The organism is Bacillus sp. CZDM1 (genome assembly GCF_055502545.1).
Genome location: NZ_JBUESO010000016.1, coordinates 12962 through 32068, shown reverse-complemented (window position 1 = coordinate 32068; position 19107 = coordinate 12962). Strand labels below are relative to the sequence as shown.

The window sequence follows — 19107 nt, the reverse complement described above, 5'->3', positions numbered from 1 at the left end:
TTGTGGTCTACATTAATACCATAAAAGACCAGCAGAACCGTCCCCATGGACACTATTTCACTTTGATTACGATCGTTGTTAATGGGTCAATGGTCAGCGTTCCATTCTTAAGTGAGAAGCCTGACTTTTTGGAAACCGGGGTTGCGCCTGCTTCGTCGCTGTCTACGACTACCTTGCCTTTAGAGAGGTTATTGTCTCCAAGTGTCAAAGTGCGTGCTTTAGTATCGGCATTGACGAACACATAGTAGGTTCCAGTATCGTCAGTGGAAACAGCTTTATAAGCGATAACAAGGTCCCAATCCTTTATTTCAGGAAGGTCAAGCAAACTTACATTTTGGTTAACCAGCTGTTGGTCGCCCAAACGGAAAGCATTTGTTGATTTCCTTAGCTCAATCAAACCTTGAGTAAACTCGCGCGTCTCTGTATTGATTGGATATAGCTTCTTATTCACAGCCTTCTGCCAGTCAAACATATTGATGGCATCGGATGAATCATAAGAATCGTGAATAAAGTATCCAAATGAGCTGCCTTGTTCGTCTTTCAGTTCATGGTATTTCTGTTCTGGAACACCTTCACCGAGCCATTGCTTTGTCCGGCCGTATTCCTGTCCTGCATGCAGGAAGGCGGTTCCCTGTGAAGTCAGAATCAGAGAATTTCCGATGCGGATCCGTTTATGGATCTCCAGATTGTTTTCCGGAATGGAAGGATCCTTTTTAATCGATTGGGCGATGACATCGTAAAGTGTCATGTTGTCGTGCGCCTCGATGTATTGAACCATGTCACCAGGATCATCCTCAGATGTGTTGGACGGCTGGCCTTTAATATTGTTAAAAATGGTATCGATGCTTCTTGCTCCGCCTGTGATAAATCTTGGTTCGCCTTCTGAACCGAAGCCAGATTTCAATTCATTGCGGATTTCATCAGAGAATACTCCGACATTGTCAGTCTTGTCCATCCAATCCTGGTCCGCACCCATGCCTTTTAGTTCAGGCTCGCTGATATGTCCGGCAAATGTTCTCCAGCCTTCACCGATGAACAGGGCATTTGGATTGATGGAAGCTGCGGCATCATATGCATTTTGAATAGAAGGGTAGGTAGCATCACCCATCATATCAAACCTCATGCCATCGATTTTGTACTCATCGAACCAGTACTTTACTGAGTCGACCATCAGCTTTTCAGCCATTTTATGGCTTGTTGCCAGGTTGTTTCCGAAGCCGCCGAGGAAGTTGCCCTTATCGTCTTGGAATGCATAGTAGTTTGGAACAATGTCATTTAACATGCTTGATTTGGCCATATGGGTGTAAACCACATCAAGGACTACGCCCATACCGGCATCATGGATGGCATCAATTAATTTTTTCAGCTCTTTGACGCGCGCTTCAGGATTACTTGGATCTTCTGAATAGGCGCCATCTGGAGAGAAGTAGCTATGCGGATCATAGCCCCAGTTGTATTCATTTCCTCCGGCCGAGTAGTCAAGCTCTCGTTGTCCCATCTTGGTTTCATCACCATAGTACCACGCCATTACAGGAAGCAGCTGCACGTGTGTGATGCCCATTTTCTTCAGATAATGGAGTTTATCAATGAAGGCGGTGTAGGATCCCCATCTTGCATTCAGATCCCCCTCGATGGACGGGTCGGAAGTGAAGTCACGAATATGTGCCTCGTAAATGATGGCATCCTCGCGTTTTTCATACCCTTTGATGTTTGCAAAATCAAAGTCTTCAGGGTCTGTGCTGCTTAAGTCAACAATCGCTGCCTTGCCGACACTATCTCCATCAGGACCAGCATCACCCTTCGTATTGACCGTGAAGGCTGCCATTGACTTGGCATACGGGTCAAGAACTTTGTTTGTTACTCCAGCATTTGTCACTTCATATTGGTAAAAATAATCCTTTAAATCAGCTGTGTTCAGGTCGTCCGGATTAACCTCAGCGAACCAAACTCCTTTTTCACCTTTTGTCAGTTCTATGCTGCCGATTTGTTCAGCTGCATTATCCTTATTGAAGAAGTTTGCCACGACCTTGCTAGCATTTGGAGCCCAAAGTTTAAGGGTGACAGCGCCGTTGTGATAGGCTGCGCCAAGGTCATTTCCTTCGTATCGATACGTAGAGTCAAGTAATCTCCAGCCTGTAGATGCTGAAACGGTCCTGCCTGCATACGTTACGGATAATGGAAGTTTTTCCATGTCGAATGCTGCTGTTACTTTTGCAGAAGTTGCTCCAGTAATTTCAACAGATTCAACGGCTACTGTACCGCCGTCAGCGTCCTTGATCTCTAGTGCGCCTTTTAAGCTGTCTGGTGTCAGACCTTCTGTCATCGTAAAACCAAGTAGAATACTATTTTCAGAGATGACTTCTGCTTTGGTGATTCCTGTTGCCTGCTCCCAATAAGGTGAGATGTAGACATTGTTGTCGCCTTGTCTGATCCAAAGGTGATTATATTTGTCCAGCAGGTTGAAGGACTTGTCTCCGCCGTCTTTACCCGTATCGCCTTTGGTTACATCCATCACAAGGAAGCCTAGGTTTTTCGCACCTTCTGCAAGCTTCACGTCAACATACGCGCCGTAGCGGTCTGTACCGGAGAAAAGAGATGCTCCTGTCGGCCAATTTGCAGATGGTGATTTAACATCACCCCATAGCCATGCGCCGAAATTTTGGTAATCGTTGTTGTCGCGAACATAATGAATGCGTACGGTGTTTTCCGGCAAATCTACTGGTTCATAGGTATAGACCTTGTCCGATCCTTGTTTGACCCAGATTTCGTTTATTTCTGGAGATGTGATGGTAAATCCTTTGTCTCCGCCGTCTTTACCGGCATCGCCCTTGGTGATATCCATAAGAAGGAATCCAATGTTTTTCGCACCCTCTTTAAGCGGTACATCAATATAGGCACCGTAGCTGTCTGTTTTTTCAAACATAGTCGCTCCAACAGGCCAGTTGGCAGAAGGGGAAGCTACATCATTCCACAGCCAAGCACCGTAATTTTCATAATTACCGTCTGTACGATTGTAGTGAATACGGATGTGGTTCTCAGGAACTGGTTCAACACTGCCTTCTTCACCTTCACCCGCAGCTGCTGCAGCTGTGATGTTCCCGTTTTCCACTGTAAGCAGTACTGTACCGCCATCTGCATTTTTTGGAATGGTCAATGTGACTGTGCTATTAGCTGAAGCAGTGTAAGTTTGATTTGAATAATGGTCTGTCACAATTGCGTCTTGGGAATCCAATGTAAAAGCAACTTCCTTGGCGCCGTCTGCGATGTTTAAGCCGACATATGCTGCTTCGTTTTTGTAATTGCGGGCAAAAACAAGGAACTTGTCGCTGTCAGAGCCGCCAATTGTCAAGCGTTCACCTTTGGCAAACACCTCTGAATGATCAGCCCTAAAGTTCAAGACCTTCGTATAGTGTTGTAGAACATCATTGTTTTCAACCTGATTCCAGGCAAGGTCATAACGGTTGTCGTATTGTGGATAGTTGTTGGCACCGCTTTGGCCAAGCTCTTCGCCGTAATAGATGACCGGCTGTCCCTTTGCTGTTGCCTGCAGGGATGCTGCCAGCTTCAGCTTGCCTTTGTCATTTCCTTCCTTATAGAGGAATCCATCTTCGTCATGGCTTCCGAGGAATTGGCCAAGAGTGGCACTGTTATCGATTTTTCCGTTGCGTGCTATCAGGGCATCGTTTGCACCTTTTAGTTGGCCGTTTACGAAATTGTGAGCGATGTCTTTGAAGCCAAAGTCAAGCAGGGAATCCATCATGCCTGACTCAAGATATCCGCCGTTATTGTCAGCGCTTCCGCCCCAGACTTCACCAATCATTTTGTGTTCCGGCATGATTTTGGTTAGTTCAGTTTTAAATGATGCTAAGGTAGCTTTCTCGACATGTTTTACCGTATCGACACGGAAGTAGTCGATGGTATTTCCGTTTGCTGTTCTAGACTTTTCAATCCAGTCGGTTTGCCAGTCAATGATCGCTTTTCGGACTGCTGGATCTTCGGTTTTTAAATCAGGAAGACCTGCGAGCTCACCCACAACCTCATCGGTTCCAACACTAGAACCTTGGCGAAGAAGGGAACTGAACCGGGTGCGGTCTGCATCAGTTGGGTAGCCTGCTGGCGGATTCGCCACAGTCCCATCGATTTCTTTTAATCCATAACCCGTGTGATTGACGACTACGTCGACCATGATTTTGATACCGCGCTCATGAGCTGCGTCAATCAGGTTATGGAAATCTTCCATACTTCCAAAATGAGGGTTCAATTGGCCAAAGTTATTTGCCCAGTAGCCATGGTAGGCATAGTAGGAATGGCCTTCCGGATTGTTATAGCGCACATCGTACTTAATGTTGTCTACGATTGGGCTGATCCAGATGGTATTGACACCAAGCTTGTCCAAGTAATCTAACTTTTCAGAGATGCCTTTGAAGTCTCCTCCTTGATAGGTTCCACGGTCGTTTTTGGCATCGTAATTCTGATTATACGGGTCGTTGTTTGTAGAATCGCCATCAAAGAACCGGTCTGTCAGCATGAAGTAGATAATACTTTCATCCCAGTCAAAGTCATTTTCCCCAACGGCCAGGCGGGCTTTCACCTCTACTGAAGCTGAACTATTATAGTAGTTTCCGTAGGAGTCAATCACAGTAAGAGGAATCGCTTTTATTCCTGCCGTGATATCGTCATCTACGGCAATACTGATTTCTTTTAACGCCGGGTCTATCTCAAGCTGCTCTCTACCACCAAGGGAAGAGATGTCCGCAAACATTTTGCTGACTTTCAGTTCATTCGTCAATCCCTGTACATCAACAGTCAGAACCGCATTTTGATTATAGTCCATCACTGCAGGCTGAACGGTGCCCGAAACGGTTAGATTGGCATTCTGGAAATCTATCACTGAAATGCCATTCACACTGTTGTAAGGGTCACTTACTTCCTCCGATGTGCCATCTTTTTTGGTCACAAGGTAGGTATATTCGTTTTTGCCATTCGGAATGTTGTTGTATGTAGCTACAAATCTCTCATTCTCTGGTTCAAACGTCATTGGAGTTGTTTTTCCATCGAAGTTTAATTCTACCTTTTGTATCGTATCCATACCATCGTTTGCAAAAAGCAGTTTATCACGATAATAGAACGTCGCATTCCCCTTGTCGATAACAGGGGCGGATCCGTCTGGAACGATTCGGATTTGTTCCACTCCACTTGTGATATAAGCCTTCGTAATACTGTCATTCTTATTAACTGGAATAAAACGGTCGCCAAATTCCTTTTGTGCGGTATTCCAGTCATACGTGCTCCGAAGGACAAAGCCCATTTGCGTAGTTTCTGAGCTTACTGGAATAGTAGCAGTGGCGTAGTTGTCTTGATAGGAATCGAAATTGACTTGACCATCACTAATGCCAGTATTCCAAGTCCAAATGTTCCAATCGCCAAATGTTTTATCGTCACGAATGTACGTGAAACGAATCTCGCGATCAGTTGAAGCAGTTGTCTCCGCCTTCGTTTCGGCTGCAGAAGCTTCCTGGCTTGGGATATAAGGCATCCACAAGCTCAAAAGCATAATCGCAGTCATGATGATGGAGAAAGTCCTTTTTGTGGTTTTTCTCATTGACAGGATTACCCCCTTTAACTTTTTGCGCAAGCGCTTGCACAAGTGTGTAAAAAAAGAAGCGTTTTTTGTGCAACCTGCTATAAAGAATCAATTAACAGGTAAGTCTCTATAATGCAGAAACTTCCAGTCTATTAATCTCTCGATAGAAATTGCTAACAAATGAGTGAAATACTTAGTGCAAACGCTTGCATTTTCAATATACAATAAATTCAGTCAAACTACAAGGACCATGGGGACGGTTCTGCCGGCTTTTTTTGCCAGCAGAACCGTTCTCATGGTTTTCCTTGTCTAGCTTATCTTTTTTGTCTAGAATACTTATTGTATTCAATTAAATTAAATCATTCTTCTTTAGGGGAGTCATAAATGTTTTCTTCCTATTCCTTTTTTCAGTTGTTTTTTACTAAGTCTAAATGGGTTTCGTTACTTCTTACGGCTCTTTTAACAGCACTCGCCAGTGAAATCAAAGTGACTCCCTTCAATGGAGAGGCTTTTCGGTTCGGATTAGGGAGTATCACCTTTTTTCTCATTATTCTTATTCATCCCCCGGCATCATTGGTTCGAACGGGGATCTTCACGGGCTTGTTCGTCGTTTGTTTTCGGATTCTAGCTGATATCATGGTAGAGCCTGAACAGTTCCTTGCAAGCATCAAGCATCATCTGCCTGCATTTCTGTTTTACTTCTTATTTGGACTGGGTCTTAGCATCATTAAAATAGAGAAATACAAAACGTTTCCCCTTCTCCTAGGCTCTTTTGCTGCAGGTATCGAGTTTATCGGAAACGGTGCAGAGCACATCGTGCGTTCCTTGTTCTTAAACCATGCAAATTTAGGTTTTCAGGAATTGGCATTATTATTTGGAGTTGCCTTACTTCGAAGTTACTTTGTCGTGGGGATTTATAGCTCCATCACGGTTTCAGAACAAAAAAAGCGAATGCAGGAAATGCTTGAGGTTGGTTCGGAATTATATTCAGAGACTCTCTATTTACAGAAATCACTGAATCATATCGAACAAATTACGGCATCCAGCCATGAATTATATCGAAAATTAAAGAAAAGCAATCAGGCTGAGTTAAGTGTACAAGCCTTGCTCATCGCTCAAGAAATACATGAAGTGAAAAAAGATTCACAGCGGATTCTTTCAGGTCTCTCAAAAATAACGATTCAAAAAGGTAACGATGACCTTTTTCTATCTGATGTTCTAGGATTTGTGGTTTCAGCGAATGAAAAATATAGTGATATGTTAGGAAAGAAAATCACTTTTACTTTAAAAATGACCACTGATTTTCTCACCCATCAACAAATCCAGCTGCTGGCATTATTGAATAATCTGACTGCTAATGCTGTTGAAGCCATTTCAGAAAAAGGGAAAATTGATATTGAAATAAATGAGGAATCTGAGGAGTTCATTTCATTCATCATAAAAGATTCCGGAAGTGGAATTCACGAGAAGGATTTATCCATCATCTTTGAACCGGGCTATACAACTAAATTCAATGATCATGGAGTTGCGGCAACAGGCATTGGTCTATCACATGTCGAAGAAATTGTACATACGCTTCATGGCCATATTAAAGTAGAATCACAGACGGAAGAAGGGACGACCTTTCGAATTCTGCTGCCTGCTGAAAACATTCGGAAGAGGTGAAGGAGCATGCGCTATTTTATTGTAGACGATGATACAGCAAGTCGTAGAATGCTGGAGAAAATCATTATAGAGGGCAGCCTTGGAGTCGTAGTTGGCGAAGCCGGATCTGGTATTGATTCCCTATCACCGATCCTTTCGATCCATCCTGATGTGGTCTTAATCGACTTTTTAATGCCAAAACTGGACGGAATTGAAACGATTGAAAGTTTGCGGCAACGAGGGTTTCAAGGGCAATTCATCATGATTTCTCAAGTTGTCAATAAGGAAATGGTGGGCGAAGCCTATGAAAAGGGAATTGAGTTCTTTATTCATAAACCGATCAATCGGTTAGAAGTCCAAAGCATTCTGAAAAAAACTTCCGAGCAATTCCGTCTAAAACAATCGTTAATGGCCATCCGGGAATCGCTGGCCTACGTGGGTTCAGAAAAGATGACCTCACAACAACGAAGTGTAAAAGAAATCGTCCATTCCATATTAAATGAAATGGGTATTATTGGCGAAGCAGGCAGTGAGGATATGGTATTGATGATGGAATTTTTACTAAAGCGTAAAGATTCCGCTGCATTATTGCCCCCGCTTAAGGAATTATACGAAAACATTTGCAGCTCTCAAAAAGATGTTAAAAAGGAAACGAAATCAATCGAACAGCGTATCCGCAGAGCGATTATGGCAGCACTTAACAACTTAGCTTCGTTAGGAACCTTCGATTATACCAACCCTAAATTTGAATACTATGCACCCCGTTATTTCGATTTTCAAGAAATAAGAGTGCGAATGAAAGAAATAGATTCAGATACTACTGGTACATCGAAAGTAAAAATTAATATAAAAAAGTTCCTCCAAGTCTTATACCTTGATACGGCAGAAAAATATAATCAACCTTCATAAGAAAATCCTTTCCCAGCTCTTTAGAAAAGAGAAGGGATTTTTTTATCTGGAGATTAAAATAAGATTACAAATTTATTCACTCATGTCGGATTTCGTAGGATTTAATAAGTTGCCCGTATCATTATCTTACATTTTATAATTTACAGAAAATTACTGAAGCGCTTTCATAAGAAGATAAGGGGAGGCTATTAAATGAAGAAGATTAAATTTGGTTTAGCGTATCAAATTCTTGTCGGGTTGGTTTTGGGGATTATTGTTGGAGCCATTTTTTACGGAAACCCTGCGGTTAGTACCTATTTACAGCCGGTTGGGGATATCTTTATCCGCTTGATAAAAATGATTGTCGTTCCAATCGTTATTTCTACGCTTATTCTTGGGGTTGCAGGAACCGGGGATATGAAAAAGTTAGGGAAACTCGGCGGGAAGACCATTCTTTATTTTGAAATCGTTACAACGATCGCGATTCTTGTAGGATTATTTGCAGCGAATATATTCAAGCCTGGAGTAGGCGTGGATATGTCGAAGCTGGCAAAAGGTGATATTCAAAAGTATGTGGATGCAACAAGTGAAGCAACCAGTCATAGTTTTGCTGATACCTTTGTCAATATTATTCCGAGTAATATCATCGATGCTTTAGCAAGAGGGGACATGCTTGCCATCATTTTCTTTGCTGTTATGTTCGGTTTAGGAATTGCGGCAATCGGTGAAAAAGGAAAACCGGTTCTGGCGTTCTTCCAAGGTACAGCAGATGCAATGTTCTGGGTAACCAATCAGATTATGAAATTTGCCCCATTTGGCGTATTTGCCTTAATAGGTGTAACCGTTTCGAAATTTGGTGTAGAATCGTTAATTCCGCTGGGTAAATTAGTGATTAGCGTTTATGGAACCATGTTATTCTTTATTATTGTTATTTTAGGCGGTATAGCGAAGTTATGTGGGGCGAGTTTACTTCATCTTGTAAAGATTTTAAAAGACGAACTGATTTTGGCCTATTCTACAGCTAGTTCAGAAACCGTCTTACCAAAAGTGATGGAAAAAATGGAGAAATACGGATGTCCAAAAGACGTTGTTTCTTTTGTCGTTCCTACAGGTTATTCCTTTAACTTAGACGGTTCCACGCTGTATCAAGCACTAGCCGCTATTTTTATTGCACAAATGTATGGAATTGATTTAAGTATTTCTCAGCAAATTTCCTTAATGTTAGTGTTAATGGTTACCTCTAAAGGAATTGCTGGAGTACCAGGTGTTTCCTTTGTTGTTCTATTAGCTACATTAGGAACAGTTGGCATTCCGCTGGAAGGACTAGCATTCATCGCAGGTATCGATAGAATTCTAGATATGGCTCGTACCGTAGTTAACGTAATCGGAAACTCACTAGCAGCCATCGTAATGTCTAAATGGGAAGGCAGATTTGACTCGAAAAAAGGGAAAGAATACATTTCTTCCATTCAGAAAGCAGCATAATACCGAAATACCGTGGGGACGGTTCTCCTGGTCCAAAAGACTAGGAGAACCGTCCCCATTAGTTTTAGTTCCAGTTTGTGTGAAAGACTCCAGATAGATCGTTGCGTTCATAAGTATGTGCACCAAAATAGTCGCGTTGTGCCTGTAAAAGGTTAGCATTCGAGATGCCTTTTCGATAACTATCAAAATAGGTAAGGGAAGCACTTAAACATGGGAACGAAATACCAGAATTGATTCCTTCACATACCACTTTTCGCAAGCCCATTTGGTAATCGATAACCTTTTCGGCAAAATAGGGAGAGATTAATAGATTAGCCAGATTTGGCTGTGCTTGATAAGCTTCACTTATGACGTTTAGAAATTCTGCACGAATGATACAGCCGCCGCGGAAAATCAGCGCAATATCCTTTAATGGTAAATCCCAGCCGAAAAGTTCGGAAGTCATTTTATATTGGGTAAATCCTTGTGCGTAGGCACAAACTTTCCCCATATATAAGGCCTGTCTAATGTAGTCAGTCCACTCATTTTTATCCAATTGGTGCTGTTCGTACTTAGGGCCTGTTAGAATCGATTGGGCAAGCACCCGTTCCTCTTTTAAAGCAGAGCTGTATCTGGCAAATAATGACTCGGTAATAATCGAAGCTGGGATGCCGTTATCGATGGCTTGGATACTGGTCCATTTACCCGTACCTTTTTGGCCGGCTTTATCCAAAATCACATCAATGAGCGGTAGGCCTGTAACTTCATCCTTTTTTCGTAAAATTTCTGCCGTAATCTCGATTAAATAACTTTTCAATTCACCTTGATTCCAGGTTTCAAAGATGTCAGCAATTTCATGAACGGATAATTGTAACCTTTCTCTTAAAAACGTATAGGCCTCGGCAATTAATTGCATATCTGCATACTCGATTCCGTTATGTACCATTTTTACAAAGTGACCGGCACCTTTTGGGCCCATATAAGCACAGCAAGGGGTATTGTCCACTTGGGCTGCTATTTTTGTAAGAATAGGTGCTGCTTTTTCATAAACTTCTTTATCACCGCCGGGCATAATCGATGGTCCTGTTAATGCACCCACCTCACCGCCGGAAATTCCAATCCCTAAATATCCGATTCCTTTAGACTTCAACTCATCGTATCTACGTTCCGTATCTTCATAATGGGAATTACCGCCATCCATAATGACGTCGCCCTCTTCAAGATGTGGTACTAACGCTGAAATCACCGAATCAATCGCTTTGCCCGCTGTAACCATAACAAATACTTTTCTCGGAGTTTCTAAAGACTGTACGAAATCCTGAATTTCATAATAAGGCGTAATCGACTGTCCATCAAGTTTTTCCACAAGCTGGTCCGTTAAATCTCTCGTGTAATTATAAACAGCTGCGTGTTCCCCTTTACTTGCCATGTTTAAAGCAATATTACTACCCATAACCCCTAAACCAATAACACCAATTGTATTCAACATCTATATCTACTCCTTTAATCTAAAGATGAATAGGCAGTAAAATCCCTCTCAAAAGAGGAGTTTTACTGCCCTGAATGCTTATACAAATAAGCTTAAAAATAGGATAAACACTAATCCAGCTACGGAAATAATCGTTTCAAGCAATGTCCATGTTGCAAATGTTTCTTTCATGCTTAAACCAAAATACTCTTTAAACATCCAGAAACCAGCATCGTTAACATGTGAAGCAACTAAACTTCCGGCACCTGTTGCTAGTACAACTAAAGCAAGGTTAACATCTGTTTGTCCTAACATCGGAATAACTAAACCAGCTGTTGTCAAAGCCGCAACAGTGGCAGATCCTAATGCAATCCGTAAGATCGCAGCGATAATCCAAGCAAGCAGGATGGGGGATAATGAAGTTCCTTTGAATAATTCAGCAACATAGTCACCTACACCGCCAGTGATTAATACTTGTTTGAAGGCTCCGCCTCCACCAATAATTAAGAGCATCATTCCAATATGCAAGATTGCTTGTGTACAAGATTCCATAATATCTTTCATTGGAATCTTTCTTGCTAATCCCATTGAATAGACCGCAAATAATAAGGAAAGCAGCATGGCAGTACCCGCATCACCAATAAAACGGATAGTTGCTAGTAAACCATTATCTTCAAAGCCGATTGTTTTTTGCAATAACGTAATGATCGTAGCAATTGACATCAAAATAACAGGAAGTAAAGCGGTAAATACACTGATTCCGAAACCAGGTGTGTCTTCAAGTTTAAACGTTTTTTGTTCACCTAAAGAGGCAATGCTGCCAGTTTTTGTGAAAGACGCAGGTACTAATTTTTTTGCGATTTTTGTAAATACAGGTCCAGCTAAAATAACGGTTGGAATAGAAATAATGAAACCATAAAGTAAAACTTCACCAAGGTCTGCGCCAAATTCACCCGCAATAACCGTTGGTCCTGGGTGCGGCGGTAAGAAACCGTGTGTCACGGATAATGCTGCTACCATTGGAATACCAAGGTATAAAATCGAAACTTTTAATTCTCTTGAAATCGCAAAGACGATTGGAATTAATAATACTAAGCCTACTTCGAAAAATAGTGCAACACCAATAATGAATGAGGCTGCTACGACTGCCCATTGAATATTTTTTTCACCAAATTTATGAACAAGGGTCATCGCAATGCGCTGCGCGCCGCCTGAATCTGCGATTAACTTACCCAGCATCGCGCCTAGTCCAAAGATTAGCGCTAAGTGTCCAAGCGTTCCGCCTAAACCTGCTTCAATGGTTTTAACAACTTCCGCTAGTGGTATTCCAAGTGCTAATGCAACACCGAACGATACAATGATTAATGAAACAAACGTGTTTAATTTTAAACCCATGATTAATATAAGTAATGCTACAATTCCAATTGCTACAATAACTAATGGCATTTTGTAAATCCTCCAAGATTTAATCTAATTGTATTTTGTAAGCTTTCTTTGATAATTGGCAATCATTGTATAATCTTCTTCTAATACTCTTGATAAGTGAATAAAGATCGGCAGCAATTGCCTGTATTCTTTTGCGGCCGCTTCTTCAGGTGTATGTGTAAAGGTGCTGCCAACCATTTCAGAAACAACTTCAAAAGAATCGATTTTTCCAGTTGCATAGAGTCCTAAAATACAAGCCCCAAGGCATGAACTTTCGTAGCTTTCAGGAACGACGACTTCTGATTCGAATATGTCGGACATCATTTGCCGCCAAACCTCCGACCTTGCGAAGCCTCCCGTTGCTTGGATTCGAGTAACAGGAGCTTCCATGCATTCTATTAATGCTAGAAAAACGGTGTATAAATTATAAATGACACCTTCCAGGGCTGCTCGAATCATATGTTCTTTCTTATGTGACAAGGTTAAGCCGAAAAAGGATCCACGCACGTCTGGATTCCATAATGGCGCTCGTTCACCTGCAAGGTATGGATGGAATAACAATCCATCTGATCCTGGTCTTACGCGTTCGGCAATCTTGGTTAATACTTCGTAAGGATCAATTCCTAATCGTTTCGCCGTTTCTACTTCAGAAGAGGCAAATTCATCTCGAATCCAGCGAAGGACCATTCCGCCATTGTTTACCGGTCCGCCTATTACCCAATGTTTTTCCGTTAAGGCATAGCAGAATATTCTACCCTTTTCATCTGTTTGCGGCTTGTCAATAATCGTTCGAATCGCACCGCTTGTCCCAATGGTGACGGCAATCTCACCTTTTCCAATCGCATTTACACCTAGATTGGAAAGGACTCCATCACTGGCCCCAATGACAAAAGGAGTTTGTGGGTCAATCCCAATTTGTTTGGCTAAGTCGTGATCACAGTTGCTGAATATCTTGGTCGTAGGCACGAGCTCAGATAATTGATCACGTGTTATACCGGCAATGTTTAATGCTTCTTCATCCCAATCTAAGTTTTTGAGATCCATCATACCCATGCATGATGCCAGAGAATGATCGACAACATATTGGTTGAAAAACTTTTTAAAAATAAATTCTTTTATTCCGATATATTTTTTTGTCTTACCAGCAATTTCAGGACGTTCATTCACTAACCATGCTATTTTGGTTAATGGTGACATTGGGTGAATCGGTGTTCCCGTTCGCTTGTAGATTTCATGCCCATTCAACTCATTTTTTATTTTATGAGCCCAGGCTTCACTTCGATTATCCGCCCAGGTGATACAAGGTGTCAGTGGCTGGTCGTTCTCATCCATCGCAATGACACTATGCATGGCGCTGCTAAATGAAATGAAAGATGGCTTTTTATCAGAATGACGTTTCGTAATATGGGTAATCGCTTGCAAGACTGCCTGATAAATCTCATTTGGATCTTGTTCGGCTGTAGACATATCCGGTGTGTAAAGTGGATAACCATGATTCTCTACATGGATGACTTCGCCTTTTTCCGTAAATAATACAGCTTTGGTACTTGTTGTACCGATATCTACACCTAACATGTAATTAGTCATTTTTATGCACAGCTCCTTTAGCTAGCATTTGTTGTGACATCCATAGGTCATCTACTGTTCCTTGAACTTGAACATCATCAAAGTTTAGATGTAAAGATTCAAGCATGAGTGCTCGATCCTTAGATTCTATCGCTTCTATATAGATCTCATGATTTCTTATAACCCTTGTAAAGTCTTCAAACTCTTCTTTAATGCGCAAACGCATCGATAAAAGAATTAAGCATTCCATAACAGGCTTTAAGTTATCCCAAATCATCAGCATATGAGAATGGTTAATGGACCGAATAATCGTTTCATGAAATAAGACGTCCTGTAGGGCAAATTCGTCAGCATCACGATATTTTATCGCGACTTTCATCATTTCTAGTATTTTACTAAGCTCTCTTGCTAGTTGATTTGTTTCCATCTTTATAAGGCGTTCGAACACAAACGTTTCAATGAGCAGTCGGACATCATAAATCTCTTGTATTTCTTTTTCTGTTAAACCAACAACGACTGCACCCATTCTTTCCAATCGGATGAGATTTTCAGCAGCCAGGATTTTTAAAGATTCACGAATAGGTGATCTGCTCACAGCAAAATCCGCAGCTAGTTTATTTTCCGATAGGATGGAGCCGCTTTCAATCGTGCCAGAGATGATACGCATTCTAAGTTCACATGCTACACGCTCACCAGCGGAAGCTTTTGAAAGGCTCTTTTCGGGATATAAAAATTCCTTTGAATCTATCATAAGTTCACCCTCTTATTTATAATACAAGGATACTTGTATACAAGTATTATAATAGGATTTTCAAAATATGCAAGCGCTATTATTTGGTTTTGACAGATTCTCGTCATTTGATGCCGTGGGGACGGTTCTCTTGGACCTATTCTTTGGCATCCTTACTTGGCAGGTGTCTGAACACTGCCAAGTAAGGATGAGCTGGTGAAAAAGACCATCAGAACCGTCCCCGCGGTTCCCTCGGTTTTTCCCCGACTTCACTTTTTAAACCTTTTAGTAATGAGAAGCACATGACGATCATGATGATGGCAAAAGGGAGGGCGGCTGCGATGGAGGCTGTTTGCAATACGTTCAATCCTCCAGCTAATAGTAATACAGCAGCCAATGCTGATTGAATAACGCCCCATGTCATTTTAATTTTATTTGAAGGATTTAATGTGCCGCCTTCACTCAGCATCCCCAAGACAAAGGTGGCTGTATCGGCAACCGTTATATAATATATGGCTACGACAGCAAACCCTAAAATACTTAACACCGAACTTAAGGGGAGATAATCAAAGAATGTAAAAATAGCCAATGACACGTTTTCGGTAATATTTTTTGCTAAATCATGGTTACCTGTTTTTTGAACGATATCAAGCGCGGCCCCGCCAAATATGGACATCCAGAGACATGTTCCGAGTGTAGGAACAATTAACACGCCAATGACAAACTCTTTTACCGTTCTTCCCTTCGAAACGCGGGCAATAAACATCCCTACAAATGGCGCCCAGGCAATCCACCATGCCCAATAAAATAGCGTCCAGGAGGCAATCCATTCCCCTTCCCCAAAAGGTTTAAGCCTTAAACTCAAATGAATAAAATCACTAATATAAAGACCTGTCGTATTAAAGAAGACCTTAATAATCGTCACGGTAGGACCAACAATCAAAATCAGCAGCATGATCGCAAAAGATAAAATCATCGCCGCATTGGATAAGAATTGGATTCCTTTCTCCAAACCTGTATTGATGGAGATGATAAAAAGGACTGTCGCAACCGCAATCACGATTAGTTGGACGAATAACTCATTAGGAACACCGAAAATATCATGCATTCCAGCGGTAACCTGCATAGCACCCAGCCCTAAAGATGTGGCAATCCCAAAGACGGTTGCGAAAATAGACAGGACATCAATCGTTTTTCCTATCGGTCCATAGATTCTATCACCCAGAAACGGATGAAACGCCGAGCTGATGGCTGCAGGAAGCTTTTTGTTATATTGAAAAAAGGCAAGGGCAAGACCGATTACCGTGTAAATGGCCCATGGATCAAGTCCCCAATGGAAGAATGTATATTTCATGGCCGTATTGGCTGCATCAAGCGTATATCCTTCCCCATAAGGAGGAGTCGTGTAGTGGGTAACCGGTTCAGCGACACTCCAATACACAATTCCAATCCCCATACCTGCACCGAACAACATCGCGAGCCATGATGCCGTACTAAAATCAGGCTTGTCTGTTTTTTTGCCCAGTCGAATATCGCCATATTTAGAGAACAGTAAATAGATGGAGAAGATGACAAAGAATAGGGCGGCACCAAGATATACCCATCCCAAGTAATCAATCGACCCATTGTAAATCGTATCGGTAACCTTAGCGAGATTCTCTGTAAAAAAGACCCCCCAAACAATAAAGATGAGAGTGAGTAACAATGATAAAATAAAAACAATATTTTCATTCAGTTTTTTGCTGTCCATGTAAACCTCCTGCTAGGTGTAAGGAAAAATAAGAAACCTTCCCGTTTTAATCCATTCAAAGAGCATTCATTTATCAAGGAGATGATAGAGAAATTCCCACTTGGCACCCTTCATCAACTCTTCTTGCGGCAACTCCAAACCGCCTCCGAGGTATACCGTTTTACCTTTTAGAGCGACGACCATAGCCTCAAATCCTTCATCATTTTTATAAATATCTCCAATAGCAGGGAAGGGTTCGTTGTTGGGGTTATAGGTGGACCCAACGTCTTGTAGGTTATCTGCATCTACACCTTCACTATTTTGATAATCAATCGAAGTGCTCCCATTCGCACGGCCCGGTACCATTAATAAATACTCGTTATGCTTAATTCCATGAGAATTACTTGTAACGACCCCTTGTTTATCAACGGTCTCAACAACATCGATTTCATTTAAAGAATAAGTATCCAAGGAATCCGGCATCGGATTATGAATTAAAATATAATCTCCTACTTGAGCTTTGCGATCATGACTAAGCGTATAAGCTTTATGATTAAAAACAAAGCTGTCAAGCTCCTTCGGTTTGACCTTTTCTACACTCGCCGATTTGGTTAATTGCTGCGTCAAATCCCTAAGCCTAATAAGATGAACAGATTCTTTATACATAGGTTTCACGCCATATACCCTATGCAATTCATTGTTGTAATAGACAAATTGTCCTTTGCGTACTTGATACAATTTCACAGATAGTTCTCCCTTCCAGGTTTTTAATTTTGCATTCCCATGGGGACGGTTCTCTTGGTCATACTTACTTGGCAGGTGTCTCAAAACTACTTATAACCAGTAACCAAGTGAAAAATGGCCACCAGAACCGTCCCACGGTCCCTCGGTATTAATTTTGGTTAACATCAATCAGTGTAAGTTCATTGGTTTGATTTAATGCATTCTTCAATACTTGCTCAAACTCATTCAATTGATTGGGTCTTGCTCCTTTTATTCCAAAGCTAGCAGCAAGCTGCACAAAGTCAGGGTTTCCAAAGTTTGTACCAAAGCCATGGCTGAATTTTTCCTGCATCATTTGTTCTTCTAGTTTTAACGCAGAATCATTTATGACGATGATGATCATTGATAGGCCTAATCGTTTCGCAGTCTCTAATTCAGAAATATTCATCAACGCCCCGCCATCCCCAGTAATACAAATAACGGGCGCATCCGGGCAAGCTAATTTGGCACCAATGGCACCAGGCAGGGCAATCCCCATTGAGGCTAATCCATTGGAGATAATGAGTCGACCGGCTTGTTTTGGTTGATACGTACGGGCAATGGATATCTTGTGGGCACCTACATCTGAAATGACGATCGTCTCTTCCGGTGTAAGTTTTTCAATAACAGTTAAAATATTTTCTATCGATAAGGATTGATTAGTTAGATCTAAATTAAGTTGATAAGCTGTCTCAATCCGTTCTTTTAGCTTCCCAATTGGAACCCACGGCCTAGAGGGGATATCCAGTTTATTAAGTACCTGGAATGTCTCCTTTAAATCACCGGCCAACTCCGCGCTAACAGGGTAGTACTCGTCCATTTCGGCTGGCAGTGGATCGATATGTAAAATAGGGCGTCTCTTTTTATTCCAGTCCTTCGGTAGTTTTTCAACCAAATCAAAACCAACGACAAGTAATAAATCAGCTTCCTCGATAAGCGGTAATGCTTCATCGTCTTTGTTGAAACCGAATGTGAAATAATTCAGCGGATGGTTTTTAGGTATTACTCCTTTGGCCATAAAACTATGAATAACAGGTGATTGTAAGTTCTCAACAAATGTGAGCAGTTCTGCTGCTGCGTCTTGCCTTATAACCCCATTTCCTAAAATGACAACTGGTTTTTGGCTCTGAGCTATTAGTGTACGAGCATCCTCGATTGCTTGTGAAACAGGTGTGCTTTTTGGAATAAGTGTTACAGGCAAGATTTGAGTTGGAATCATTTGAGGCGCTAGGTTCTCGGGTAATTCAATTAAAACTGCGCCTGGCTTTTCCATTTGTGCTACTCTAAAAGCCTTACGGATGATGGTTGATATGGTTTGCGAATCCTTAATTTGAACACTCCACTTGGCAGCGGGTTCAAATATTTTCACGATATCTAAATATTGGTGGGATTCCAGATGCTGCCGTTCAAGGCCGGCTTGTCCTGTGATGGCTACAACCGGGGAATGGTCAAGAGTTGCACTTGCTATTCCGGTCAAAAGATTGGCTGCCCCAGGTCCTAATGTCGCTAAGCAAACGCCAGCTTTTTTTGTTAATCTACCGTAAACATCCGCCATAAAAGCGGCTCCTTGTTCATGACGAACATTCACAAACTGAATCTGTTTCGATTTAGACAATGAATCCATCAGGTCAAGCGTTTCCTTCCCCATGATGCCGAAGATATACTCAACACCCTCATTTTCTAAGCACTGCACAAGTAAATCTGTTGCTTTCATTAGAATCCCCTTTCAAGCTTCACTTTTCCTATTTTTCCCGTTAACTCACTAAAAAACCAAAAAAGTTCAAATGGGTTGCCATGGGGACGATTCTTTTGGTTCCAAAAAACCATAAGAACCGTCTCCGCGGTTA

The 19107-nt window shown here is 41.7% G+C and carries 11 protein-coding genes; 3 read left to right on the top strand and 8 right to left on the bottom strand.

The genetic code is table 11. The features are described from left to right. Nucleotides 1-52 precede the first annotated feature (52 nt). Nucleotides 53-5602 (bottom strand): pullulanase, encoded by a 5550-nt coding sequence (locus ACY3XC_RS24770; protein ID WP_464870967.1) that lies wholly within the window; start codon nucleotides 5600-5602, stop codon nucleotides 53-55. Between the two features lie 366 nt (nucleotides 5603-5968). Between ACY3XC_RS24770 and ACY3XC_RS24765 the strand changes: the two genes are divergently transcribed. From ACY3XC_RS24765 to ACY3XC_RS24755, 3 genes are all read left to right on the top strand, one after another. Continuing rightward, a complete protein-coding gene (locus ACY3XC_RS24765) occupies nucleotides 5969-7249 on the top strand; it encodes an ATP-binding protein (protein ID WP_464870966.1) in 1281 nt (426 codons plus the stop codon). A gap of 6 nt (nucleotides 7250-7255) precedes the next feature. Beyond that, nucleotides 7256-8137: a response regulator gene (locus tag ACY3XC_RS24760; RefSeq protein WP_464870965.1), complete on the top strand. Its 882-nt coding sequence runs from the start codon at nucleotides 7256-7258 to the stop codon at nucleotides 8135-8137. 192 nt (nucleotides 8138-8329) lie between these two features. Further along, nucleotides 8330-9601, top strand: coding sequence for a cation:dicarboxylate symporter family transporter (locus ACY3XC_RS24755; protein WP_464870964.1), 1272 nt, complete (start codon nucleotides 8330-8332; stop codon nucleotides 9599-9601). Between the two features lie 64 nt (nucleotides 9602-9665). On the opposite strand, the gene gnd is transcribed toward ACY3XC_RS24755, so the two are convergent. The 7 genes from gnd to ACY3XC_RS24720 form a co-directional block, all read right to left on the bottom strand. After that, nucleotides 9666-11069 (bottom strand): decarboxylating NADP(+)-dependent phosphogluconate dehydrogenase, encoded by a 1404-nt coding sequence (gene gnd, locus ACY3XC_RS24750; RefSeq protein ID WP_464870963.1) that lies wholly within the window; start codon nucleotides 11067-11069, stop codon nucleotides 9666-9668. A 78-nt stretch (nucleotides 11070-11147) separates the two neighbouring features. Beyond that, nucleotides 11148-12494: a GntP family permease gene (locus ACY3XC_RS24745; RefSeq protein ID WP_464870962.1), complete on the bottom strand. Its 1347-nt coding sequence runs from the start codon at nucleotides 12492-12494 to the stop codon at nucleotides 11148-11150. 24 nt (nucleotides 12495-12518) lie between these two features. Then, nucleotides 12519-14060, bottom strand: a complete 1542-nt coding sequence (gene gntK, locus ACY3XC_RS24740; RefSeq protein WP_464870961.1) for a gluconokinase — start codon at nucleotides 14058-14060, stop codon at nucleotides 12519-12521. Then, nucleotides 14053-14790, bottom strand: a complete 738-nt coding sequence (locus tag ACY3XC_RS24735) for a GntR family transcriptional regulator (RefSeq protein ID WP_179158807.1) — start codon at nucleotides 14788-14790, stop codon at nucleotides 14053-14055. The genes gntK and ACY3XC_RS24735 overlap by 8 nt, the downstream gene beginning before the upstream one ends. A 208-nt stretch (nucleotides 14791-14998) precedes the next feature. Further along, nucleotides 14999-16519, bottom strand: a complete 1521-nt coding sequence (locus ACY3XC_RS24730; protein ID WP_464870960.1) for a glycine betaine uptake BCCT transporter — start codon at nucleotides 16517-16519, stop codon at nucleotides 14999-15001. A gap of 66 nt (nucleotides 16520-16585) precedes the next feature. Next, nucleotides 16586-17242, bottom strand: coding sequence for a hypothetical protein (locus ACY3XC_RS24725; protein WP_464870959.1), 657 nt, complete (start codon nucleotides 17240-17242; stop codon nucleotides 16586-16588). A gap of 148 nt (nucleotides 17243-17390) precedes the next feature. Then, nucleotides 17391-18974 carry an acetolactate synthase large subunit gene (locus ACY3XC_RS24720; protein WP_464870958.1) on the bottom strand — a complete coding sequence of 528 codons (1584 nt, stop codon included), beginning with the start codon at nucleotides 18972-18974 and terminating at the stop codon, nucleotides 17391-17393. Nucleotides 18975-19107 lie beyond the last annotated feature (133 nt).

Coding starts and splice junctions, on each gene's coding strand:
- ACY3XC_RS24770 (WP_464870967.1), bottom strand. CDS start 5,602: ATGAGAAAAACCACAAAAAGGACTTTCTCCATCATCATGACTGCGATT.
- ACY3XC_RS24745 (WP_464870962.1), bottom strand. CDS start 12,494: ATGCCATTAGTTATTGTAGCAATTGGAATTGTAGCATTACTTATATTA.
- ACY3XC_RS24730 (WP_464870960.1), bottom strand. CDS start 16,519: ATGGACAGCAAAAAACTGAATGAAAATATTGTTTTTATTTTATCATTG.
- ACY3XC_RS24765 (WP_464870966.1), top strand. CDS start 5,969: ATGTTTTCTTCCTATTCCTTTTTTCAGTTGTTTTTTACTAAGTCTAAA.
- ACY3XC_RS24720 (WP_464870958.1), bottom strand. CDS start 18,974: ATGAAAGCAACAGATTTACTTGTGCAGTGCTTAGAAAATGAGGGTGTT.
- gnd (WP_464870963.1), bottom strand. CDS start 11,069: ATGTTGAATACAATTGGTGTTATTGGTTTAGGGGTTATGGGTAGTAAT.
- ACY3XC_RS24735 (WP_179158807.1), bottom strand. CDS start 14,790: ATGATAGATTCAAAGGAATTTTTATATCCCGAAAAGAGCCTTTCAAAA.
- ACY3XC_RS24755 (WP_464870964.1), top strand. CDS start 8,330: ATGAAGAAGATTAAATTTGGTTTAGCGTATCAAATTCTTGTCGGGTTG.
- gntK (WP_464870961.1), bottom strand. CDS start 14,060: ATGACTAATTACATGTTAGGTGTAGATATCGGTACAACAAGTACCAAA.
- ACY3XC_RS24760 (WP_464870965.1), top strand. CDS start 7,256: ATGCGCTATTTTATTGTAGACGATGATACAGCAAGTCGTAGAATGCTG.